We start from the raw sequence: 21539 nt of genomic DNA, 5'->3' as shown, positions 1-21539 counted from the left end.
GCCGACCGCACCCCGGGAGGGAGGGGAAGGATCAGACCTCGCAGCCGGCGAAGAGGACGTCAGGGGAGGAGACGAGGTCGTCGAGGGTCAGCAAGCGGGTGAGGTCGTGGCCGGCGGCCAGGGCGTTCGACCGCTCGAGGTCCGTCTGCGGAGCCAGGCGGCCCTCCATCACGCCGCCGAGGGCGCGGACGGCGCAGGCGGCGACGACGCCCTCGGGGGTGCCGCCGATGCCGAGCACCAGGTCGACGGCGCCGGAGGGGTCGGCCGCCTCGATCGCGACCGAGACGTCGCCCTCGCCGCGCAGGGACAGCGCGACGCCGGCGTCCCGCAGGGCCGCGATCAGTCCGGCGTGCCGCGGCTTGTCGAGGACGGCGACCACCAGCTCGGAGACCGGCTTGCCCAGGGCCTCCGCCAGCCGTCGCGCGTTCTCGCCGGGAGCCAGGTCCAGCCCGACGACCCCCGCCCCCGCACCGGAGCAGACCAGCTTGTCCATGTAGAAGACGTCGCGCGGATCGAGCATCGTGCCGCGCGGCGCGAGCGCGATCACGCAGACCGAGCCGGGGATCCCCTCCGCCGTCAGCCGCGTGCCGTCCAGCGGATCCACCGCGACATCGCAGGAGGGCGAGCCGGCCCGGCCGAGCCGCTCGCCGTTCGCGAGCATGGGCGCGTCGTCCTTCTCGCCCTCGCCGATGACCACGACACCGTCGAACGGCGCCTCGGCGAGCACCGCGCGCATCGCCGCGACCGAGGCCGCGTCGGCGGCGAGCTTGTCGCCGCGCCCGTACCAGCCGCGCGCCGCCTCCGCCGCCGCCCGGACGCTCGCGGCCACCGCCTCGCGCAGCTCGGCGGAGTAGGACGGCGACGCGATCAGCCGGACGTCGCTCACGCGCGCGCCGGCTGCGACGTCGCGGTGCGCACCAGGCGCTCGAGGGTGCGCAGGCCGTCGGAGGAGAGCACGGACTCGAGGTGGCCCTGGACCGATGCGACCGCCTCGCCGCGGAGCGCGTCGACGATCCCCGTCGCGGGGTCCCGCGAGATCTCGAGGTCGAGCAGCGGGGTGCTCGACACGTCCGCGCCGGCCACGGACGAGAAGGTGTTGTAGAAGCCGATCGCCGCGTCCTCGCCGAAGACGTCGACCGCCAGCCGGACGCCCTGCCGGGGCGCGGGCAGCGGCTCGACCGGCAGCCCGGCGAGCAGCGACAGCATCTGGTGGCTGAGGCAGACGGCGAGCATCGGCCGCTCCGAGGCGAGCCGCTCGGTCATCAGCGCCCGCAGGCGCGCGATCCGCGGCTCGGAGTCGTCGCGCGGGTCGCCGGGACCGGGCCCGAACACGACGAGGTCGTCGCTCAGTACGTCCTCGACGCTCGACCAGCGCTCGACCCGGGCGTCCATGCCGAGGTGGCGCAGCTGGTGCGCGAGCATCGTCGTGAACTGGTCCTCGTTGTCGACGATGAGGGCGGTGTGGCCGGCGAGACCCTCGATGTGCTCGGGGGCCTGCGGCCGCAGCCAGAACGAGGCGAGCCGCTCATTGCGCGCCTCGAGCGCCTCCTGCACGCCGGGCTGCGCGTTGAGGTCGATCGCCGGCGGGATGTCGCGGTGGGGGAGCAGCCCCAGCGCGGAGAGCACGCCGGAGGCCTTCGCGCGGGTCTCGGCGACCTCGCCCTCCGGTGTCGAGTGCCGCACGAGCGTCGCCCCGGCCGGCACGGTGAGCCGGCCGTCCTCGCGGAGGTAGGCGGTGCGGATCAGGATCGGCGCGTCGACCGTGTAGCCGTGCTCCTCCGGCTCGAACAGCGCGAGCACACCGGAGTAGTAGCCGCGCGGCTCCTTCTCGTACTCCGCGATCACGGCGCAGGCGTTCTCCATCGGCGAGCCGGTGACGGTCGGCGCGAACATCGTCAGCCGCAGCACCTCGCGGACGTCGAGGTCGGTGCGCCCCTCGAGCAGGTACTCGGTGTGGCTGAGCCGCGACATCTGCTTGAGGAACGGGCCGAGGATCCGGCCGCCGTTCGGGCAGACCGCGCTCATCATCTTCATCTCCTCGTCGACCACCATGAAGAGCTCCTCGCTCTCCTTGACGTCGGCGAGGAACGCGAGGACCTCGGCGCCGGTCGGGCCGGCCGCGGGGTGGCGGAAGGTGCCGCTGATCGGGTTCATCATCGCCACGCCGTCGCGCACCGAGACGTGGCGCTCGGGCGTCGCGCCCACCGCGGTGACGGCCGGCGAGCCGTCGGCGCCGGGAGTGTGGATCGCGAAGGTCCAGTAGGCGCCGGACTCGTCGGTGAGCAGCCGGCGGAACCAGGCCAGCACCGCCTCGACCGCGGGAGCATCGGTGTGCGCGACGAACGCGCGGTTGATGACGAAGTTGGCGCCCTCGCCCCGGCCGATCTCGTCGTCGATCACCCGGCGGACGATCTCCGCGTACTCCTCGTCGGGCACGTCGAAGCCGCGCTCCTCGACCGGGATCTCGCGCTCGGGCAGCAGCCGCAGCACCTCGGCGAGCGGCACGCTCTCGCGCTCGCGCACCACGAGGTTGCGCAGTGGAGCGCCGTCGTCCTTGGCCGCGAAGCCGCGCTCGCGCACCTGGCGGTAGGGCACGAGCGTCAGCACGTCGGCGCCGTCGAGCGGGATGTCGGCGAGGCCGTCGACGTCGACGACGTCGCCCGTGAAGACGTCGACGTCCGTCCGGCCCTGCCGGAGGACGACCGCGAACGGCAGCGATCCGTCGGAGGCGAGGATGCGGGAGAGGAGCGAGGTCATCGTGGTCCTTGGGTCGGGGTGTCCCTCACCCGGGCCCCGACATGCAGAACGACCGCCCGGTCGAGGCGGTCGTGTGCGAGAGGAGTCTGCGCGTCGGCCTGCCTAGGAGGCGGGCCACCAGGGGCGGAGGGTCGACGTGAGCACGGGGGAAGTCTAGGGGAGCGGCCGCTCGGGCGGCCACCCGATCAGGCGGTCGCGGCGTCGGCTGCGGGCTCGATCCGCTCCGTCGACTCGCCGCGGAGGGTCCGGAGCAGGAGCGTCGCCCCGGCCGTCGCAGCGGGCGTGGCGACCACCGCGCCGCCGGGGACGAGGAAGGTCAGGTAGACCGCGATGCCGAAGCCGAGCGACACCGCGCGGCGCTCGCCGAGGAGGCGGCGGCGGTCGCGGAGGGTCAGGCCTCGCGCGTCCCCGGCGAACCCGGTCAGCTCGAGGGCGAGCGCCCGGCCGCCGACGAGCGCGCCGGCGATCAGGCCGATCACCTGTCCGACGATCGGGATGACGCCGAGCAGGACCAGCACGACGCCGATCCCGAGCGAGGTGGCCACCAGCACCCCGGAGTCGCGGAGCGAGCGGCCGAGTCCGCTCCAGAACCCCGTCTCGTGCTCGTCGGGCACGCCGCCGAGCTCGTTCTCGACCCCGCGCCAGATCCGCTCGTAGAACGGATCGCCGACCAGGAGGGTGACGGCGGCGAACAGGACGACGCCGAGGGCCACCAGCGCGCCGACCGCGGCGATCGAGATCAGCAGGCGGACGGTCCCCGCCCAGGACTCGTCCCAGTCGTCCGCGAACGGCGTCAGTGCGAGGACGACGCCGTCGATCCGGGTGAGGACGAGCACCAGCACGCCGACGAAGACGAGGCCGACGATCAGGGGCGGGATCGCGCCGAGGAGCATGGCCCGGGGCGAGCGGACCCAGGTGCCGAACCCCCTGCCGAAGAGCCGTGCACCGAGGGCCAGGTCGCGGAGGATCGCCATGGCTCGATCCTCGCAGAAGCGCCGTTACGCGATCGATGCAGAGCGCGTCCTCGCGGGGGATGTGCGGATGTTCAGGCCGCTGATAGACATCAGCCAGGCGCCACGGGGGCAGCTTCGGCGCCGATCCCGCTTCCACATTCTCGAGAAGGAAGACATCCATGTCTCTCCGGGGGACCTCTCTCCGCTCGCGCTCGCGTCTCGCGTGCCTCACCCTCGTCGTCGGCCTCGCCGGCGGCCTGATCGCCCCGGCCGCCGCCGCGTCGACCAGCACTCCGGAGCCGACCGCGACCGCCGTCGCGACGTCGACTCCGACCGCGACCCCCACCCCGACGGCTGTCCCGACCGCGGCCCCGACCGCGACGCCGCAGCCGACCGGGACCGCGACGCCGACGGCGACTGCGACCGCGACGGCGACTGCGACACCGACGGCGACTCCGACTCCGGTCGAGACCCCCGTCACGACGCCGACGGCCTCTCCCGCCCCGATCCCCGGCACTGTGACCTTCGACGGCGCGATCTCCGTCAGCACTGCCCCCGGGACGATCACGCTGGCGGTGCCCGCCCGCTCCGCTACGGGCCCCGTCGGTGCGGCGAGCATCTTCTACCGCATCGCCCAGGACGGCGGCGTCGGAGTCGCCCTGGACACCGTCGAGCAGGTCCCCGCCGAGGGGTTGCCGCCGCGCATCATCGAGGTCGCCCTGCCGTATTCGGACGACTGGACCGTGTCGGTCTCGACGGCCGTCGACGGCTCGGTGTTCCAGCAGACCGTCACGGTGCTCAGCGCCTTCGACACCTGCGCCGCGGGCCTGGACCGTTCTCAGACGAACGAGCCCTTCACCGTCGACGCCGTCGCCGGCGTCGGCCGGATCGACGTCACCGTGGGAGCGCTGACGCTCGCCGACTGCTTCGACGAGCTGGAGTTCCGGGTCCTGGTCAAGCTAGCTGACGGCAACGACGAGCAGGAGGGCGTCGAGCTCGGCCCGCTCCGGAGCGACTCGACCTTCGACGGGGCTACCGTCTCCGGATCCTTCGCCCCTGGCCGGTACTTCGTGGTCGTCCTGGCCGGCGGGGTCGTCGACGGCGAGAGCGGGGGTCTGTTCCAGGTCTTCGCCCCGAGCGTGAACCAGCCCGACGATGAGCGCGAGTTCCTCGTCGTGACCGCAGCGAAGACCACCACCACGACGGCGACCACGACCTCGGGCGGCACTCGGCTCGCGGACACCGGCTCGGATGCCGCGGGTGCAGCGACCGGCGCCGCAGCCCTGCTGCTCGCCGGCTTCACAGCCCTCGTGATCGCCCGCCGCCGAACCGCCCAGCGGTCCTAGACCGCAGCACGACCGGCCACCGCCGGGGCCCGGGAGTCGTCGCTTCCGGGTCTTCGGCGTGCCCGCGGGAGGGTCCGGTCGGCGGTCGATCGAGCCGCCTGAGAGGCGCGCCCAGATCTCGTGAAGACGCCGTTACGCGATCGATGCAGAGCGCGTCCTCGCGGGGGATGTGCGGATGTTCAGGCCGCTGATAGACATCAGCCAGGCGCCACGGGGGCAGCTTCGGCGCCGATCCCGCTTCTACATTCTCGAGAAGGAATACATCCATGTCTCTCCGGGGGACCTCTCTCCGCTCGCGCTCGCGTCTCGCGTGCCTCACCCTCGTCGTCGGCCTCGCCGGCGGCCTGATCGCCCCGGCCGCCGCCGCGTCGACCAGCACTCCGGAGCCGACCGCGACCGCCGTCGCGACGTCGACTCCGACCGCGACCCCGACACCGACGGCTGTCCCGACCGCGGCCCCGCAGCCGACCGGGACCGCGACGCCGACGGCGACGCCGACCGCGACTCCCACGGTCGTGCCGACGACGACCCCGACCGCGACTCCCGGGCCGACGACGACCCCGACCGCGACTCCCGAGCCGACGCCTGCCGAGCCGCAGCCCGCCGCGCCCGGCTGCGACCCGTTCGTGCCGCCGGCTCTCCCCTTCGACGCCGCGGCCCTCACGGTCGACCTGACCCGGCCGGGCACCGTGACGGCGACCGTGCCGCCCTCCGAGCTGGCGGACTGCACCGACGGATCGACGATCATCCTCGCGATCATGCCGACCCTCACCGAGACCACGGACGACATCGCCAGCGCCGAGGTCGTCGTCGGAGACGAGGGCTACGCAGGCGGGACCCTGACCGTCCCGGTCCGCACCAGCCGCGAGTACACCGTCACCGTCACCGTCATCCAGTCGGTGGGTGGGTCCCCGATGTGGATCCTCGAGCCGTACACGCAGGTCGCGACGCTCTACGCCACCGACCTCGAAGCCTGCCTCGGCGCGAACCGCAACTACGTCGTCGAGTCGCTCTCGGGCCCGGTGACCGCGACCGCCGGTGTCCGCTCCGTGACCGTGACCGTCCCCGAGATCGGCACCATCGCCTGCGTCCCGCGCGGCGAGGTCCGGATCTGGTCCTTCGACTACGAGCGGCCGAACGAGCTCGACGGCTTCACGCCGGTTCTGCTCGGGTCGATCCCCTTTGACGGCGGCTACTTCCCCGGTGCGACGCGGACCTACGCGACCACTCCCGGTCACAACGACGTCCGCGTCACCATCGTCGGATTCGTGGACGGCGGTGAGACCGGACGCGAGTACGTCGGCGATCAGATCCACCTGACCGTCGCGTCCGGCGCCGTGACCACGACCTCGGGTGGCTCGGCGCTCGCCGAGACCGGTGTCGAGACCGCGGGCCTCGTCTCCGGTGCGGCCGCCCTGCTGGCGCTCGGCCTCGTGTCGCTCGTCGCGACGCGCCGTCACCGGAGCGCGCAGCAGTCCTAGCCGCTGCACACGAAGGGCCCGGGAGCGTCTGCTCCCGGGCACTTCGTGCGTCCCGCGTCGTGCGCTCGCCTCAGGCCAGCGCGAACGGGGCGAGCAGCCCCGTCATCTCCTTCGGGCGCGGCGCTGCGAACTCGTCGCGGCGCGAGGTCGTGACTCCCATCGCGACGAGGCTCTCGACCAGCCGGACCGCGGCGGCGACCCCGTCGATCACCGGGACCCCGAGCTCGTGCGAGAGGTCGCGGCAGAGGTCGGCCATCCCGGCGCAGCCGAGCACGATCACGTCGGAGCCGTCCGTCGCGAGGGCGGCGGCGCACTCCTCGAGGATCACCCGGCGCGCGTCGGAGTGCGGGTCGTCGAGCTCGAGCACCGGGATGTCGCAGGCGTGCACTCCCGCGCAGGCCCGGTCGAAGCCGGCGCGGTGCGCGATGTCCCAGGCCCGTCCGCTCGTGCGCGAGAGCGTGGTGACGACGCTGAACCGCCGGCCGACCAGGGAGGCCATGTGCATCGCGGCCTCGGCGATGCCGATCACCGGCCCGCGGGCGATCTCGCGGGCCGCGTCGATACCCGGGTCGCCGAAGCAGGCGACGACGTAGCCGTCGCTGCCCGCCGCGTCGCCGCGGACGATCTCGTGCAGCAGCCCCGGGACGGCCAGCGCCTCGTCGTAGTGGCTCTCGATCGAGGCGGGCCCCATCGGCGGAGTGACGGCGACGATCTCGGTGCCGACGGAGGCGACGGACCGCGCGGCGCGGCCGATCGCTCCCGTCATGCGCTCGCTGGTGTTCGGATTGACGACGGTGATGCGCACGGGCGCTCCTCGGGATGCTGCGGGGGTGGAACGGCGACGGCGCCCGACTCACCACCTGCCACTCCTCAGAAGTCGCGGTAGTCACGCGCGACTACCGCGACTTCTGGAGGATGGCGTGGATGGCGAGGCGGCCGCCCGGGTGGGGTCGGGTGTCAGTGGCGGGCGGGGGGGGGGAGCGCGCGGGTCAGACCGCGCTGCCGTCGCTCACGTTGGCGAGGTCCTCCTCGAGGCGGCCGATGCGGGGAGCGCGGCGCTCGAGGAGGGCCATCGCGACGAAGCCGAGGCCGCAGCCGAGGAACCAGCTGTAGTCGCCGAGCCAGGTGAACGACGGTCCGCCCGCCTCCTCGATCCAGCGCGGCACGAGCACCGAGAGGACGGAGGGGACACCGCCGATCACGGTGGCCCAGACGGCGTTGGGGTTGAAGCCGCGGGAGAACCAGTAGCGGCCCTTCTCGCTCATCGTGTAGAGGTCGTCCACCCAGACGCGCTGGCGGCTGACCAGGTAGTAGCCGGCGATCAGGACGCCGAACAGCGGGCCGATCAGGGCGCCGAGGATGCCGAGCGTGTAGTGGATGGCGGTGTCGTTCGAGTACCAGTTCCACGGGGTGAGCAGCACCGAGCCGACCGCCGCGATCATGCCGCCCATCCGCCAGCTGATCTTCTTCGGGTTGACGTTGGAGAAGTCGAACGCGGGCGAGATGAAGTTGGCGACGATGTTGATGCCGATCGTCGCGATGACGAAGGTGAGCCCGCCGAGCAGGACGGCGAACCAGGTGTCGATCCGCTCGACCGTCTCGATCGGATCGGTGATCAGCTCGCCGAAGACGGGGACCGTCGCGGAGGCGGTGATCACGGTGAGCAGGGAGAAGAAGAGGAAGTTGATCGGCAGGCCGAGGAGATTGCCCTTCTTCACGGCGCGGTAGCTGCGGGCGTAGCGGGAGAAGTCGCCGAAGTTGAGCATCGGGCCGGAGAAGTAGGAGACGACCAGCGCGACCGCCGAGATCATCACCGGGATCGACGACGCGAGGTCGAGGACCTCGCCCGAGCCGAGGTTGAGCGAGATGTTCTCCCAGCCGGCCTGCGAGACCAGGTAGATCGCGAGCACGAGCATCACGACGTAGACGGCCGGGCCGGCCCAGTCGATGAAGCGGCGGATCGACTCCATGCCGCGCCAGAAGAGCGCGGCCTGCGCGACCCAGAGGATCGAGTAGGAGAGGTAGCCGAGTGCCGAGAGGCCGAGGAAGGACGCCTCCGGGGTGTTCCAGGAGGCGAGCGCCGGGAAGAACTTGAGGAACACGATGTTCAGCGACTGCGCGGCGAGGTAGGTCTGGACGCCGTACCAGGCGATGGCGATGAGCCCGCGGATGATCGCGGGGATGTTCGCGCCGCGGACGCCGAAGATGGCGCGGTTGATCACCGGGTAGGGGACGCCGGTCACCTGGCTGGGCTTCGCGACGAGGTTGCAGAAGACCTGCACGATGACGATGCCGACCACGAGGGCCACCAGCACCTGCCAGCCGGCGAGGCCGAGGGCGAAGAGCGAGCCGGCGGTGACGTAGCCGCCGACGCTGTGCACGTCGGACATCCAGAACGCGAAGATGTTGTAGCTCGTCCAGCGCTGCTTGACGAGCGGGGCGAGGTCCTCGTTGGCGAGGCGGTCGTCGTAGCCCGGCTTGACGAGCGAGGGGCCGGCGAGGCCGGCGCTCTCGGCGGGCGCTGCGGGCGAGGGTTCGATGCGGGGTGCGGTGGCGCGGTCGGTCATGGTGGATCCACCTCTCGGGCGGGCGTGCGCGGGTCGGCGCACGGAGCGGATGTGTCAGGGTGGTCGAGGCGGTCGGCCGAGGCGATCGGCCGCCTCCGCGCGAGCGGTGGGCGTTCGGATCGTGTGAAGTGATGACTTCACACGGGAGAACCTAGGGCTCCGCGCGGCGAGGTTCGTTTCGCGCCCGTTACAGCTGTGTGACGATCACCGAGGAGAGGACGACGCCCCGCATGCCGACCGACGAGATCGCCCCCGATCCCGCTCCCGGCGCGGCTCCGGACGTCGCCGGCGTCCTCCTCGAGACGGGCCACGAGGGCGTCGGCGCGCGCCTGCGCGAGCTGCGTCTCGCGTCAGGGATGTCGCTGCGCGCGCTCGCCCGCGAGCTGGGCATCTCCGCCAGCGCCGTCTCGCAGATCGAGCGCGGGGCGATGCAGCCGTCGGTCGGGCGCCTGATCGCGATGGTCGGCGCCCTCGGCGTGCCGCTCTCCGCGGTCTTCGACACGACCGCCGCCGGGGCGTCGGCGCCGGCGTCCACTCCGGTGCCCACTCCGGTGCCGCCGACCGAGGGCGCGGCTCCGGCGATCACGACGGCGGTGGTGCGCGCGGGGGAGGTCGCTCCGGTCGTGCTCGAGGGCGGCGTGCTCTTCCGCCGGCTGGCGCCCCGGCCCGTCGACGCCGTCGACTTCTTCGAGTCGACCTACCCTCCGGGGGCGACCTCGACCGCGCACCGCCGGTTCCTCCGGCACGACGGCGTCGAGATCGGGACCGTCACCCAGGGCGAGCTCACCGTCGAGTTCGAGGACGAGACCGTGGTCCTCTCGGCGGGCGACGCGATCACGTTCCCGTGCGAGCGCGGCCACCGGATGATCAACCGCGGCTCCACGAGGGCGGTCGCGACCTGGTTGATCGTGCACCGCTGACGCGGCCCGCCGCGCCGCCATCCCGGTATGGCACAGTGACTGCATTCCTCCACAGGGGGGAGGTGCCGGGTGCCTGTCCACACCCTCCGGGGATCCGGTCGGGGGGCCCGCCTCGATGTCGGTGCCGCCTGGTGTGCTGTGCGCCTCGAACGATTGGTGCGGAACATGGATGGACGACAGGACAGGCGAGACGACGACGGCTGCCCCCGCTGGTGCGCGGGGGAGCACGACGAGATCGAGCGCGCGGAGGAGCGGCTGCACCGCTCGCGGGCGCACTCGATCCCGCTGGTGCTCTGGTGCGACGCGGGGGCGGCCGCGGATCCCGTCGCCGCCGTCGTGCACGTCTCGCTGTGCCGGCCGGGAGGCCGGGCCGAGGAGCGGCTGCGGCTCGAATCCGACGGACTCGGCGCGATCGACCTCGACCTCAGCGCCGCGGCGCGCCTCGCGCGCGGCGTCGAGGAGGCGCTGGGGCTACTGGGCCCCGGTGCCGCCCGATGAGCGGGGCGGGTTCGGCGGCAGGAGGTCCGACAGCTCGATGTCGAGGGCCTCGCAGAGCGCGAAGAGCGTCTTCAGCTGCGGGTTCGCGGGCGAGCCCGGCTTCGACTCGCCCTTCTCGAACTTCTGGTAGGTGTAGCCCGCCAGGCCGGCCGCATGGGCGATGCGCTCCTGGCTCTCGCCCTTGGCCATGCGGGCGCGGTGGAGGTTGGTGCCGAGCTCGCGGGCGTAGGTCATCCAGTCGCGTTCGGGGTCAGGTGTGGACATGCTCGCCAGCTTCGGAGAAGAATCGGCCCGGGTCACCCATACTCGCGTGGGTAATTGCCGATGGTCATACGTGCATGACCCTCATCGAGGGGGGAGGGGCCCGCAGGGGCCTCCGAGGCCAGCGCCTAAGATGGCCGGGTGCCAGTGAACCCCGACCTCACCGGGCGCGTGTTCGCGCCGACGGAGCCCTATCAGGTGGGACGCGAGAAGGTGCGCGAGTTCGCGCGCGCCGTCTCCGCGGAGTCCCCCCTCCACCTCGACCCCGCGGCGGCGCGCCGCGCGGGCTACCGCGACGTCGTCGCCCCGCCGACCTTCGCCGTGGTGATCCAGGAGTTCACGCTCGCCCAGCTGCTCGCCGCCCCCGACGCGGGGATCGACTTCAGCCGCGTCGTCCACGGCGACCAGCGCTTCAGCTACTCGCGCCCCATCGTCGCGGGCGACGAGCTGACCGCGACCCTCTCGGTCGCGAGCATCAAGCAGCTCGGCGCGCACTCGATGATCACCACGCAGTCGACCATGGTCGACGCCGACGGCGACCACGTCGTCACCGCCCTGTCCACCCTCGTCGTCAGGGGAGACGAATGAGCGCCGAGCGCCCCCTCCTGTCCGAGCTCACCGTCGGCGACGTCGTCGGCGAGCGGCGCTTCCACCTGGAGCGCGGCTCGCTCGTGCGCTACGCCGGCGCCTCCGGCGACTTCAACCCGATCCACTACCGCGACGACGTCGCGGCCGAGGTCGGGCTGCCGGGTGTGCTCGCGCACGGCATGCTCACGATGGGCACCGCCGTCCAGGTCGTCGTCGACTGGGTCGGCGACCCCGGCCGCGTCGTCGACTACCAGGTCCGCTTCACCCGGCCGGTCGTCGTCGACCCGAAGGAGGGCGCCGAGCTCGACGTCGTCGCGAAGGTCGGAGCGCTCGACGCCGAGGCCGGGACCGCGCGCATCGACCTCGCCGTGACCTTCGGCGGCCAGGCCGTGCTCGGCAAGGCCCAGGCGCGCGTCTCGCTGGCCTGATCGCGCCCCGATGACAGCACCCGCCCTCTCCACCCTCACCACTCTGCGCGTCGGAGGGGTCCCCGAGCGCCTGCTCGAGCCGGCCACCGAGGCCGAGCTGATCGCGACCCTCCGCGAGGTCTGGGCCGACGACGAGCCCTGGCTGCTGCTGGGGGGAGGCTCCAACCTCCTCGTCGGCGACGAGGGTGTCGAGGGGACGGTGGTGCGGGTCCGCACGACCGGTATCGAGCGGCTGGCGTCCGACCGGCCGGGCGCGGTGCACCTGCGCGTGCAGGCGGGCGAGTCGTGGGACGGCCTCGTCGCGGCCACCGTCGAGCGCGGCTGGGCCGGGCTCGAAGCGCTCAGCGGCATCCCCGGGACGGTCGGGGCGTCGCCGGTCCAGAACATCGGCGCCTACGGTCAGGAGCTCTCCGACACCCTCGTCGCGGTCGACTTCCTGGACGAGGGCGCGCACCAGCCCGTGCGGCTGACGGCGGCGGAGCTCGAGCTGGGCTACCGGACGTCCGCCGTCAAGCAGGGTCGACGCGGCGCCGTCCTCGCGGTCGAGTTCGCGCTCGAGGACGTCGGCGGTGCGGGCCTCGGCGCCCCCGTCGCCTACGGGCAGCTCGCCAGCGCGCTCGGCGCGGAACTGGGCGATCGCGTGCCGCTCGCCGAGGTGCGCGCGAGCGTGCTGCGGCTGCGCGGCGCGAAGGGCATGGTGCTCGATGCGGACGATCCGGACACCGCCAGCGCCGGCTCCTTCTTCACCAACCCGATCGTCACCGTCGCGGCCGCGAGCGGTCTTCCGCCGACCGCCCCGCGCTGGCCCGAGACCCCCGCGAGCGAGGCTCCCCTGGTGACGCCGCTCGCCGACGTCGAGGCGGGCGCGCCGATCCGGCTGCCCGCGCCGTCCGCGCCCGACGCGCTCGTCAAGCTCAGCGCCGCGTGGTTGATCGAGCACGCGGGGGTCGCCCGCGGCTTCTCGCTCCCGGGCTCGCGCGCGGCGGTGTCGAGCAAGCACACCCTCGCGCTCACGAACCGCGGCGGCGCCACCGCCGAGCAGATCGCCGAGCTCGCCCGCTACGTGCAGGGCCGGGTGCTCGCCGAGTTCGGCATCCTCCTGCACCCCGAGCCCGTGGTCGTCGGCACCACCGTCTGACGCGCCACAGATCGCGCAGCGCGCGCCAGCCTGCTGATCGAGCAGCCCGCGGAGCGGCGCGTCGGGATCCGCCGGCAGCGGTGCCGTCAGGCGTCGCGGCGGATCCAGCGGAAGGTGAGGCGGCTCGCGATCAGGCCGAGCACCAGCCAGATCCCGAGCACGATCGCGACTCCGGCCAGGTCCCACGCGCCGTTCACCTCGGCCTGCTCGAAGTCGGCAGGCAGGAAGACCGCGCGCATGCCCTGCGCGATCCACTTGAGCGGGAAGACGCTCGCGATCGTCTGCAGCCAGTCCGGCAGCGTCGTGAAGGAGAGGTAGGAGCCCGAGATGAACTGCAGCACGAGCAGCGGCGGCACGATGACCGCCGTCGCGCTCTTGCCTGTGCGGGGGAGTGCGGAGACCGCGATGCCGAGGATCGCCGAGGTGGCGACCCCGGCGAGGTAGACCCAGGCGAAGGTCGCCCAGCGGCCGCCGTCGGTCGGCAGCGGCACGGAGAAGGCGGTCGCAGCGACCGCGAGCAGCAGCGCCGTCTGCGCGGCGCTGGTGACGAGCACCTGGCCGAACTTGCCGAGGAAGTAGCTCAGGACGGGCAGGGGAGCGCCCGCGAGGCGCTTGAGCGTGCCGTCGCCGCGCTCGATGGCGATGTCGACTCCGAGGTTCTGCACGCCGGAGAGCAGGATGCCCGCCGCTGCGAGTCCCGGCACGTAGTACTCGGCCATGCTGATCCCTGGATCCTGCGGGTCGGCCTGCATGACCGCGCCGTCACCGAAGGCGACCGAGAAGATCGCGAGCAGCAGGACGGGGAAGAGGAAGGTGAAGAAGACCTGGTCGGGCGCACGGAAGTAGGAGCGCACCTCGTAGCGGGCGCGCGCTGCGCCGAGCCGGAGGGTGCGGCCGACGCCGGTGCGAAGCGCGGGGCGGGGTGCGGTGACGGCGCTCATGCCGGCTCTCCGATCACGTCGAGGGCGGTCTCGCCCGCACGGTCGTCGCGGATCAGGTCGAGGTAGATGTCCTCGAGGCTGGGCCGGAGGACCTCGAGGGCCGTCGGCTCGCCGAGGCGGGCGCTGAGCTCGGCGACGACGCGGGCCGGCTCCGTCGTGCGCCGTCGACGCCGCGCGCCGTCCTCCCGCCACTGCACGATCGGCACGCGGGCCTCCTCGCCGCCGATCCCGTCCATCGGACCGATCGCGAGGAGCCGCCCGCCCGCGATGACCGCGGCCCGGTCGGCGAGCTGGGCGGCCTCGTCCAGGTAGTGCGTCGTGAGCAGGATGGTCGTGCCCTCGCTCTTGAGGAGGGCGACGAGGTCCCAGAACGAGTGCCGCGCCTCCGGGTCGAAGCCCGTCGTCGGCTCGTCGAGGAACACCAGTTCCGGGCGGCCCACGATCCCCAGCGCCACGTCGACGCGGCGGCGCTGCCCGCCGGAGAGCTTGCCGATGCGCGAGCGCGCCTTGGCCGTGAGTCCGACCGCCTCGATCGTCTCGTCGACGTCCCGCGGGCTCGGGTAGAGGCTCGCGAAGTGCGCGATCTGCTCGCGGACCGTCGCGTTGCCCGATTCGCCGCTGGACTGCAGCACGATCCCGAGCCGCGACTTCCAGGCGAGGTCGCCGTGGCGCGGATCCACGCCGAGCACCGAGGCCTCGCCGCCGGAGCGGTCCCGGTACCCCTCGAGGATCTCGATCGTCGTCGACTTGCCCGCTCCGTTGGGGCCGAGCAGCGCGAACGTCTCCCCGCGCGCGATCTCGAACGAGACTCCGCTCAGCGCGGGCGCACCCCCGTAGTCCTTCCGCAGATCACGGACTCGGACGGCGTCGTCAGGCGTCATCCCCCCAGCGTGCCCTGTCCTGTCCCCCGAGCCCAGTCATCCGCCCCCGCGAGATGCCACTTGCGCTCCCCCACTCGGCGTGTCATGCCCACGACCGGCCTCCCGCGAAGCCCCGCACTTCAGGAAGAGACACCGCCCGGGGTCTCGGCAGCAGGGCCGAGCGCAACCGGCGATTCGCGTGCCAGCGAATCGTCGTGCGTGGACGCGGGACGCTCTGCGGAACGCGCCCACCTCAAACGGCCGACCGCGGCTGATCGACGACGAAGGAGGAGATCAGCTCAGGAACTCCGTCGGCACGGCAGCAGGGCCGAACGCAACCGGCGATTCGCGTGCCAGCGAATCGTCGTGCGTGGACGCGGGACGCTCTGCGGAACGCGCCCACCTCAAACGGCCGACCGCGGCTGATCGACGACGAAGGAGGAGATCAGCTCAACGGAACAGCGATTGAAGGCGCTTCGCGCCTTCAATCAGCGCGTCGTCGCCGAGCGCGTAGGAGAGGCGGAGGTAGCCGCTGGGGCCGAAGGCCTCCCCGGGGACGGTGGCGACCTCGGCCTTCTCGAGGATGAGGTCGGCGAGCTCGAGCGAGGTGGTCGGGGTGACGCCGTCCCACTCGCGGTTCAGCAGTCCTCGGACGTCCGGGTAGACGTAGAACGCGCCGCCGGGGGTCGGGCAGTCGACGCCGTCGATCGCGTTCAGCGCGTCGACGATGGCGCGGCGACGGCGGTCGAAGGCGAGGCGCATCTCCTCGGCGGGCTCCTGCGGGCCGGTGAGGGCGGCGATGGCGGCGCGCTGCGAGATGTTCGAGACGTTGCTCGAGAGGTGCGACTGCAGGTTGGAGGCGCCCTTGATCGCGTCGGCGGGGCCGACCATCCAGCCCACGCGCCAGCCGGTCATCGCGTAGGTCTTGGCCACGCCGTTGACGAGGATCGTGCGGTCGCGCAGCGCGGGGACGGCCTCGACGATCGAGGTCGCGCGCGTGAGCGGGCTCGCGTCGTCCTGCCCCTCGGCCGCGTAGACCAGGTTCTGGTAGATCTCGTCGGCGATGATCCAGAGGCCGTGCTCCTCGGCCCACTCGCCGATCTCACGCGTCTGCTCGGCGGAGTAGACCGCGCCGGTGGGGTTGGAGGGGGAGACGAAGAGGAGGACCTTGGTGCGCTCGGTGCGCGCGGCCTCCAGCTGCTCGACGGTGACCAGGTAGCCCTGGTCCGCGCCGGCGAAGACGTCGACCTGGACGCCGCCGGCGAGCTTGATCGCCTCGGGGTAGGTCGTCCAGTAGGGGGTCGGCACGAGCACCTCGTCGCCGTCGTCGAGGAGCGTCTGGAACGCCTGGTAGACGGCCTGCTTGCCGCCGTTGGTGACGACGACCTGCGACGCCTCGACGGCCCAGCCGGAGTCGCGCGCGGTCTTCTCGGCGATCGCCTGGCGGAGGTCGGGGAGGCCGGCCGCCGGGGTGTACCGGTAGTTCTTCGGGTCCAGCACCGCGGCCGACGCGGCCTCGACGATGTGCTGCGGCGTCGTGAAGTCGGGCTCGCCCGCGGCGTAGGAGATCACGGGCCGCCCCTGGGCCTGGAGGGCCTTCGCCTTCGCGTCGACCTTGAGGGTCGCGGACTCGGCGATGGCGGCGATGCGGGCGGAGATGCGCGTGGTGGAGGACACGACGGCCAGCGTATCGCGCGGGCGCGGAGGGCGGCGGGCGACGGGCTGCGCCCGGCTGGACACGTCCAGCGGGTCCACGTACACTCGTCTGCGGTAGTCGAACGCTGCCAGGATTCACAGCGCCATCCAGGGTGCAGCGCCGTCCAGGTGCAGCGCCCGAGAGGGCCGCGGTGGGGTTCGGAAGAGTTCGGCTCCTCCTCGGATGCTCGCAACGGCATCCATAGGGCGGTGGCTCAATTGGTAGAGCAGCGGTCTCCAAAACCGCAGGTTGCAGGTTCGAGCCCTGTCCGCCCTGCACATCGATGCCCGTCGCACGCGGTCCCCGCGATGCAGCGGTCATCGGTCCAGGACCGCCCACGGGCGGTCGGCCACACCGGAGGTTCCGGTGCGGGAAAGGTGCGTGCAGGTGGCCGGGAAAGCAGTCGACGAGCCGAGCGAGGACGTCGTCGCGATCGCCAATCAGCAGCGCGAGGCGCGGCGCAGTCCGTTCGCGCGCATCGCCCTCTTCATCCGGCAGGTCATCGCCGAGCTGAAGAAGGTCGTCACTCCGACGCGGAAGGAACTCGGCAACTACGTCGTCGTGGTCCTGATCTTCGTCGTGATCATGATGGCGCTGGTGTCGCTGCTGGACTGGGTGTTCGCGCTCGCCGTGACCTACGTGTTCGGCACACCGGCGGCCTGACCCCCGCCACCCGACCCGGGAGCGTCCCGTCCGCACGAGCGGGGGACGCCGACGGCAGCGGCACGCGATTCCCGGACGGGACGCGGCCGATCGATCGAGAGAGAGTTACGAGTGTCTGACAGAAACCGCGACGACGTCGACTGGGCCACCGCCGCCGAGCAGTCGTCCGAGGTCGACGAGGTTCAGGAGGGCGACACCCAGGCTCAGGCCGAGGACGCCGTCGAGCCCGCCGAGGAGGGCGCGCTGAGCATCATCGACGAGAACGAGTCCGAGGACGACCTCGCGTCGGACCTCGAGGCCGCGCTCGACGCGATCGGCTCGGTCGACGACCCCGAGGCCGACTCGGCCGTCGACGAGGCCGCGCACATCGACACCGTCGAGGAGGCCGAAGCGGCCCTCGAGGCCGTCGAGGACGAGGCCGAGGTCGCCGCGGAGGACGCGGAGGCCGAGGGCGAGGACCTCGCCGACATCGACCCGTACGAGGCGTTCCGCGCCGAGCTGCGCGGCAAGCTGGGCAAGTGGTACGTCATCCACTCCTACGCGGGCTTCGAGAAGCGCGTGAAGTCCAACATCGAGAACCGCAAGGTCTCGCTCGAGGCCGAGGACTACATCTTCGAGGTCCAGGTCCCGATGGAGGACGTGGTCGAGATCAAGAACGGCCAGCGCAAGATGGTCACCCGCGTGCGCATCCCCGGCTACGTGCTGGTGCGCATGGACCTCAACGAGGACTCGTGGTCGGTCGTCCGCCACACCCCGGGTGTCACCGGCTTCGTGGGCAACGCCCACAACCCGACGCCGCTGCGCTTCGAGGAGGCCTTCACGATGCTGAAGAGCCTGGTCGAGATCAAGGAGGTCGCGCCGTCCAAGACGGCCGGCGTCAAGGGCCAGAAGCAGGCCCAGCGCGTGCTGCCCGCCGAGGTCGACTTCGAGATCGGCGAGACCATCACGATCAAGGAGGGCTCGTTCGCGGGTCTTCCCGGCTCGATCAGCGAGATCAAGCCCGAGAGCGGCAAGCTCACGGTGCTCGTGTCGCTCTTCGAGCGCGAGACCCCGGTCGAGCTGTCGTTCGACCAGGTCACCAAGCTCTGACGACGGACGCCGTCCGGCCGAGGCCCTTCCCGCACTGTCGGGGAGGGCCTTCGCCGTGTAAGCTCGTACGGGTTTTCGTGTCGGCGCCCGTTCTCGTGCGCGCCGACCGACCCTCCTCCACCGCGATCCGGCCCCGCCGGGTGCGCGGGAGAGCGGCCGGGAGCCCCCGACCACTCGAACCCTGAGAAAAGGAATCCTGAATGGCCCCCAAGAAGAAGGTCACCGGCCTGATCAAGCTCCAGATCAAGGCGGGCGCCGCGAACCCGGCCCCTCCGATCGGTCCGGCGCTCGGTCAGCACGGCGTCAACATCATGGAGTTCTGCAAGGCGTACAACGCGCAGACCGAGTCGCAGCGCGGCAACGTCATCCCCGTCGAGATCACCGTCTACGAGGACCGCTCGTTCACCTTCATCCTGAAGACCCCGCCCGCGGCGGAGCTCATCAAGAAGGCGGCCGGCGTCGCCAAGGGCTCGTCGACCCCGCACACCGTGAAGGTCGCCAAGCTCACCATGGCGCAGGTCCGCGAGATCGCCGAGGCGAAGCAGACCGACCTCAACGCGAACGACATCGAGGCCGCCTCGAAGATCATCGCCGGCACGGCTCGCTCGATGGGCATCACGGTCGAGGGCTAGTCCTCCGCCTTTCCAGAACTCACACCGTGGGAGAGCCCGCCAGGCTCTAGAACCACATTCTCGTTTCAAGGAGAAACAACATGGCACAGAAGTCGAAGGCCTACCGGGCCGCCGCCGCCAAGCTCGAAGAGGGCAAGTTCTACACCGCCGACGAGGCCGTCGCGCTCGCGCGCGAGACCGGCTCGGCGAAGTTCAACAGCACCGTCGAGGTCGCGCTCAAGCTCGGGGTCGACCCGCGCAAGGCCGACCAGATGGTCCGCGGCACGGTCATCCTGCCGCACGGCACGGGCAAGACCGCCCGCGTCATCGTGTTCGCGACCGGTCCGGCCGCTGAGGCCGCGATCGCCGCGGGCGCCGACGAGGTCGGCGGCGCCGAGCTCATCGAGAAGGTCGCCGGCGGCTACACCTCGTTCGACTCCGCGGTCTCGACCCCGGAGCTCATGGGCCAGGTCGGCCGTCTCGGAAAGGTGCTCGGCCCCCGCGGCCTCATGCCCAACCCGAAGACCGGCACCGTGACCCCGGACGTGGCGCGCGCCGTGACCGAGATCAAGGGCGGAAAGATCGAGTTCCGCGTCGACAAGCACGCCAACGTGCACCTCGTCGTCGGCAAGGCCGCCTTCACGGAGGAGCAGCTCCAGGAGAACTTCAAGACGGCTCTCGACGAGATCGTCCGCCTGAAGCCGTCCTCCTCGAAGGGCCGCTACATCCAGAAGGCCGCCGTCTCGACGACCTTCGGCCCCGGCATCCCGCTGGACGTCAACGTCCTGGCCTGAGCCTCGGCACAGCACTGAGCTGCGCAGGCAGTGACAGGAGGGGATCCGCTTCGGCGGGTCCCCTCCTTCGTCGTCCCGGGGGAGCCGCGCGCGCCGGGCATACTGAACGGCGTGTCCGACTCCCTCCGCCCGAGCGCCGACCCCGTGACCGTCCGCCGCGCACAGCCCGCTGACGCGGAGGAGCTCGCGGCGGTCGCCGCTGCGACGTTCCCGCTCGCCTGCCCTCCGCACGTCACCGAGGAGGCGAAGGCCGACTTCATCCGGACCGTGCTGTCGGTCGAGCGGTTCCGCGGCTACCTCGCCGACCCCTGTCGCGTGCTGTTCCTCGCGGAGGACGACTCGCGCGCGCTCGGCTACACGATGCTCGTGCGGGGCGAGCCGTCCGACCCCGAGGCGGAGGTCGCGGTCACGGTCCGGCCGACGATCGAGCTCAGCAAGTGCTACGCGCTGCCCGACCGTCACGGCTCGGGGATCGCGGCGCGGCTGATGGCCGCGACCCTCGACGAGGCGCGCGCGATCGGCGCCCTCAGCGTCTGGCTGGGCGTGAACCAGGAGAACGAGCGCGCGCGTCGCTTCTACGCGAAGCACGGCTTCGCGCCCGTCGGCATCCGGCACTTCCTCGTCGGCGGCCGGCTCGAGGAGGACTTCGTCCTCGAGCGCCCCCTGCCCTGACGCCCTGCTCCCCGCCGCGAGATGCCACTTGTGCACGCCGGACACGGCGTGTCGCGTGCACAAGTGGCATCTCGCAGGAGGGGAGGGGTCAGCCCTCGGCGACCGTGAGGACGAGCTTGCCGCGGGTGTGGCCGGTCTCGAGCTGCGCGTGCGCCTCGCCGGCGCAGGAGAGCGGGTAGACGCCGTCGATGAAGACGCGGACGTCGCCGGATTCGAGCAGGCGCGAGACGACGCCGAGGGTCGCGCCGTCGGGAGCGACCCGGAAGGTGGAGGCGCGCACGCCCGCGGCGGCCGCCTCCTGGAAGAACTCGGGCCAGCTGCCGGTCGGCGCGTTGACGATCAGCCCACCGGGGCGCAGCACCGACAGTGAGCGGGAGCCCGTGCTGTCGTGCACGTTGCCGACGAGGTCGATCACCACGTCGACGCCGGACAGCAGCTCGTCGAAGCGCTCGGTGGTGTGGTCGATGACCTGGTCCGCCCCGAGCTCGCGGAGCCACTGCAGATTGCGGGTCGAGCCGGTCGCGATCACCGACGCGCCGAAGTAGGCGGCGAACTGCACCGCGAAGTGACCGACGCCGCCCGACCCGGCGTGGATCAGGATCCGCTGGCCCTCGTGCGCCTTCGCCAGCTCGACGACCATGCCCCAGGCGGTCAGCGCGGCGAGCGGCACCCCCGCCGCCTCGACGTGCGAGAGCGTCGACGGCTTGCGGGCCAGCGAGACGCTCGGGACGCTGACGTACTCCGCGTAGGAGCCGGAGTAGCGCGGCACCATCACGAAGCCGTAGACCTCGTCGCCGGGGCGCAGCGGGTGCGCCGGGTACGGACTCGAGACGACGATGCCGGAGAAGTCGTGGCCGAGCACCGCCGGGTAGGAGGGGATCTGCGCGGCGACTCCCTTGCCCGCTCGCGTCTTCACATCGAGCGGGTTCACTCCCGCCGCGATCACCTTGACGGCGAACTCGGCGTTGATCGCGGTCGGCGTGGGCACCGTCGCCAGGTGGAGGACCGAGCAGTCGCCCGGGGCGTCGATGACCGCCGCCGTCATCGTGTCGGGGAGCACCACCTCCTCCGGGATGTCGCCGATCGCGAGGCCGTGGCCGAGCGCGCTGTTGTGCATCATCGCCCTTTCCTGATCCGGCGCCGGTGGTCCTTCGAGCAGGCGGGAGGCGGCTGTCCGCCCCGACCGACCCCGCTTCCGCGCGCCGCGTTCAGTCAAGCCCGGTAATGAGTCCGGGCTGTTTCGGCGGTGTCACCCCTCCGAGAAGAAAGCCTCTGT

Annotated in this window: 22 protein-coding genes and 1 tRNA gene; 13 read left to right on the top strand and 10 right to left on the bottom strand. The window is 72.1% G+C overall.

Annotated features, from left to right (window positions below):
* Window positions 1-31 precede the first annotated feature (31 nt).
* The 3 genes from GTU73_RS15875 to GTU73_RS15865 form a co-directional block, all read right to left on the bottom strand.
* Window positions 32-886: a fructose-bisphosphatase class II gene (locus GTU73_RS15875; protein ID WP_160090633.1), complete on the bottom strand. Its 855-nt coding sequence runs from the start codon at window positions 884-886 to the stop codon at window positions 32-34.
* Window positions 883-2757, bottom strand: coding sequence for a chorismate-binding protein (locus GTU73_RS15870; RefSeq protein ID WP_160090632.1), 1875 nt, complete (start codon window positions 2755-2757; stop codon window positions 883-885). The genes GTU73_RS15875 and GTU73_RS15870 overlap by 4 nt, the downstream gene beginning before the upstream one ends.
* Before the next feature lie 185 nt (window positions 2758-2942).
* Window positions 2943-3731, bottom strand: coding sequence for an EI24 domain-containing protein (locus GTU73_RS15865; protein ID WP_160090631.1), 789 nt, complete (start codon window positions 3729-3731; stop codon window positions 2943-2945).
* A 158-nt stretch (window positions 3732-3889) separates the two neighbouring features.
* On the opposite strand from GTU73_RS15865, the gene GTU73_RS19125 reads away from it, so the two are divergent.
* Together GTU73_RS19125 and GTU73_RS15855 are read left to right on the top strand one after the other, a co-directional pair.
* Entirely contained in the window at window positions 3890-5056 is a 1167-nt protein-coding gene (locus GTU73_RS19125) for a hypothetical protein (protein WP_208543682.1), read from the top strand.
* Between the two features lie 266 nt (window positions 5057-5322).
* Window positions 5323-6537, top strand: a complete 1215-nt coding sequence (locus GTU73_RS15855) for a hypothetical protein (RefSeq protein WP_160090630.1) — start codon at window positions 5323-5325, stop codon at window positions 6535-6537.
* Between the two features lie 70 nt (window positions 6538-6607).
* Here the strand turns inward: GTU73_RS15855 and GTU73_RS15850 are convergent, their stop codons facing one another.
* Window positions 6608-7342 (bottom strand): aspartate/glutamate racemase family protein, encoded by a 735-nt coding sequence (locus GTU73_RS15850; protein ID WP_160090629.1) that lies wholly within the window; start codon window positions 7340-7342, stop codon window positions 6608-6610.
* A gap of 184 nt (window positions 7343-7526) precedes the next feature.
* A complete protein-coding gene (locus GTU73_RS15845) occupies window positions 7527-9104 on the bottom strand; it encodes an NCS1 family nucleobase:cation symporter-1 (RefSeq protein WP_160090628.1) in 1578 nt (525 codons plus the stop codon).
* 230 nt (window positions 9105-9334) lie between these two features.
* Between GTU73_RS15845 and GTU73_RS15840 the strand changes: the two genes are divergently transcribed.
* The gene (locus tag GTU73_RS15840; protein WP_160090627.1) at window positions 9335-10024 is read left to right on the top strand and encodes an XRE family transcriptional regulator; all 690 of its coding nucleotides are present in this window, start codon (window positions 9335-9337) and stop codon (window positions 10022-10024) included.
* 165 nt (window positions 10025-10189) lie between these two features.
* Window positions 10190-10522, top strand: coding sequence for a hypothetical protein (locus GTU73_RS15835; protein ID WP_160090626.1), 333 nt, complete (start codon window positions 10190-10192; stop codon window positions 10520-10522).
* Here GTU73_RS15835 and GTU73_RS15830 read toward each other — a convergent pair.
* Window positions 10496-10786, bottom strand: coding sequence for a helix-turn-helix domain-containing protein (locus tag GTU73_RS15830; protein ID WP_160090625.1), 291 nt, complete (start codon window positions 10784-10786; stop codon window positions 10496-10498). The genes GTU73_RS15835 and GTU73_RS15830 overlap by 27 nt on opposite strands.
* 138 nt (window positions 10787-10924) lie before the next feature.
* Between GTU73_RS15830 and GTU73_RS15825 the strand changes: the two genes are divergently transcribed.
* The 3 genes from GTU73_RS15825 to GTU73_RS15815 are packed head-to-tail and all read left to right on the top strand — an operon-like array spanning window position 10925 to window position 12937.
* Entirely contained in the window at window positions 10925-11371 is a 447-nt protein-coding gene (locus GTU73_RS15825) for a MaoC family dehydratase N-terminal domain-containing protein (protein WP_160090624.1), read from the top strand.
* Window positions 11368-11799 carry a MaoC family dehydratase gene (locus GTU73_RS15820; RefSeq protein WP_160090623.1) on the top strand — a complete coding sequence of 144 codons (432 nt, stop codon included), beginning with the start codon at window positions 11368-11370 and terminating at the stop codon, window positions 11797-11799. The genes GTU73_RS15825 and GTU73_RS15820 overlap by 4 nt, the downstream gene beginning before the upstream one ends.
* A gap of 10 nt (window positions 11800-11809) precedes the next feature.
* The gene (locus GTU73_RS15815) at window positions 11810-12937 is read left to right on the top strand and encodes a UDP-N-acetylmuramate dehydrogenase (RefSeq protein WP_160090622.1); all 1128 of its coding nucleotides are present in this window, start codon (window positions 11810-11812) and stop codon (window positions 12935-12937) included.
* 86 nt (window positions 12938-13023) lie between these two features.
* On the opposite strand, the gene GTU73_RS15810 is transcribed toward GTU73_RS15815, so the two are convergent.
* The 3 genes from GTU73_RS15810 to GTU73_RS15800 all read right to left on the bottom strand — a co-directional run bounded on the left by GTU73_RS15810 (window position 13024) and on the right by GTU73_RS15800 (window position 16415).
* Window positions 13024-13878: an ABC transporter permease gene (locus GTU73_RS15810; RefSeq protein ID WP_160090621.1), complete on the bottom strand. Its 855-nt coding sequence runs from the start codon at window positions 13876-13878 to the stop codon at window positions 13024-13026.
* Entirely contained in the window at window positions 13875-14759 is an 885-nt protein-coding gene (locus tag GTU73_RS15805) for an ABC transporter ATP-binding protein (RefSeq protein ID WP_160090620.1), read from the bottom strand. The genes GTU73_RS15810 and GTU73_RS15805 overlap by 4 nt, the downstream gene beginning before the upstream one ends.
* A 429-nt stretch (window positions 14760-15188) precedes the next feature.
* Window positions 15189-16415 carry a pyridoxal phosphate-dependent aminotransferase gene (locus tag GTU73_RS15800; RefSeq protein WP_160090619.1) on the bottom strand — a complete coding sequence of 409 codons (1227 nt, stop codon included), beginning with the start codon at window positions 16413-16415 and terminating at the stop codon, window positions 15189-15191.
* A gap of 222 nt (window positions 16416-16637) precedes the next feature.
* On the opposite strand from GTU73_RS15800, the gene GTU73_RS15795 reads away from it, so the two are divergent.
* The 6 genes from GTU73_RS15795 to GTU73_RS15770 all read left to right on the top strand — a co-directional run bounded on the left by GTU73_RS15795 (window position 16638) and on the right by GTU73_RS15770 (window position 20263).
* A tRNA-Trp gene (locus GTU73_RS15795) sits at window positions 16638-16710 on the top strand.
* 111 nt (window positions 16711-16821) lie between these two features.
* Window positions 16822-17097, top strand: coding sequence for a preprotein translocase subunit SecE (gene secE, locus GTU73_RS15790; RefSeq protein WP_160090618.1), 276 nt, complete (start codon window positions 16822-16824; stop codon window positions 17095-17097).
* Between the two features lie 111 nt (window positions 17098-17208).
* Window positions 17209-18186 (top strand): transcription termination/antitermination protein NusG, encoded by a 978-nt coding sequence (gene nusG, locus GTU73_RS15785; RefSeq protein ID WP_160090617.1) that lies wholly within the window; start codon window positions 17209-17211, stop codon window positions 18184-18186.
* Between the two features lie 200 nt (window positions 18187-18386).
* Window positions 18387-18818, top strand: a complete 432-nt coding sequence (gene rplK / locus GTU73_RS15780; RefSeq protein WP_123447822.1) for a 50S ribosomal protein L11 — start codon at window positions 18387-18389, stop codon at window positions 18816-18818.
* Window positions 18819-18898: 80 nt separating this feature from the next.
* A complete protein-coding gene (gene rplA / locus GTU73_RS15775) occupies window positions 18899-19591 on the top strand; it encodes a 50S ribosomal protein L1 (protein ID WP_123447821.1) in 693 nt (230 codons plus the stop codon).
* Between the two features lie 111 nt (window positions 19592-19702).
* Window positions 19703-20263 (top strand): GNAT family N-acetyltransferase, encoded by a 561-nt coding sequence (locus GTU73_RS15770; protein WP_244231669.1) that lies wholly within the window; start codon window positions 19703-19705, stop codon window positions 20261-20263.
* An 88-nt stretch (window positions 20264-20351) separates the two neighbouring features.
* Here the strand turns inward: GTU73_RS15770 and GTU73_RS15765 are convergent, their stop codons facing one another.
* Window positions 20352-21308: an NADP-dependent oxidoreductase gene (locus GTU73_RS15765; RefSeq protein ID WP_160091428.1), complete on the bottom strand. Its 957-nt coding sequence runs from the start codon at window positions 21306-21308 to the stop codon at window positions 20352-20354.
* Window positions 21309-21539 lie beyond the last annotated feature (231 nt).

The organism is Rathayibacter sp. VKM Ac-2804, assembly GCF_009866655.1.
Taxonomy (GTDB): domain Bacteria; phylum Actinomycetota; class Actinomycetes; order Actinomycetales; family Microbacteriaceae; genus Rathayibacter.
The sequence above is the reverse complement of the archived record's forward strand: the minus strand, read 5'-3'. Positions and strand labels throughout refer to the sequence as shown.

Coding starts and splice junctions, on each gene's coding strand:
- GTU73_RS15830 (WP_160090625.1), bottom strand. CDS start 10,786: ATGTCCACACCTGACCCCGAACGCGACTGGATGACCTACGCCCGCGAG.
- GTU73_RS15820 (WP_160090623.1), top strand. CDS start 11,368: ATGAGCGCCGAGCGCCCCCTCCTGTCCGAGCTCACCGTCGGCGACGTC.
- rplA (WP_123447821.1), top strand. CDS start 18,899: ATGGCACAGAAGTCGAAGGCCTACCGGGCCGCCGCCGCCAAGCTCGAA.
- GTU73_RS15865 (WP_160090631.1), bottom strand. CDS start 3,731: ATGGCGATCCTCCGCGACCTGGCCCTCGGTGCACGGCTCTTCGGCAGG.
- GTU73_RS15765 (WP_160091428.1), bottom strand. CDS start 21,308: ATGACGGCGGCGGTCATCGACGCCCCGGGCGACTGCTCGGTCCTCCAC.
- rplK (WP_123447822.1), top strand. CDS start 18,387: ATGGCCCCCAAGAAGAAGGTCACCGGCCTGATCAAGCTCCAGATCAAG.
- GTU73_RS15840 (WP_160090627.1), top strand. CDS start 9,335: ATGCCGACCGACGAGATCGCCCCCGATCCCGCTCCCGGCGCGGCTCCG.
- GTU73_RS15815 (WP_160090622.1), top strand. CDS start 11,810: ATGACAGCACCCGCCCTCTCCACCCTCACCACTCTGCGCGTCGGAGGG.
- GTU73_RS15810 (WP_160090621.1), bottom strand. CDS start 13,878: ATGAGCGCCGTCACCGCACCCCGCCCCGCGCTTCGCACCGGCGTCGGC.
- GTU73_RS15845 (WP_160090628.1), bottom strand. CDS start 9,104: ATGACCGACCGCGCCACCGCACCCCGCATCGAACCCTCGCCCGCAGCG.
- GTU73_RS19125 (WP_208543682.1), top strand. CDS start 3,890: ATGTCTCTCCGGGGGACCTCTCTCCGCTCGCGCTCGCGTCTCGCGTGC.
- GTU73_RS15835 (WP_160090626.1), top strand. CDS start 10,190: ATGGATGGACGACAGGACAGGCGAGACGACGACGGCTGCCCCCGCTGG.
- GTU73_RS15870 (WP_160090632.1), bottom strand. CDS start 2,757: ATGACCTCGCTCCTCTCCCGCATCCTCGCCTCCGACGGATCGCTGCCG.
- GTU73_RS15855 (WP_160090630.1), top strand. CDS start 5,323: ATGTCTCTCCGGGGGACCTCTCTCCGCTCGCGCTCGCGTCTCGCGTGC.
- GTU73_RS15805 (WP_160090620.1), bottom strand. CDS start 14,759: ATGACGCCTGACGACGCCGTCCGAGTCCGTGATCTGCGGAAGGACTAC.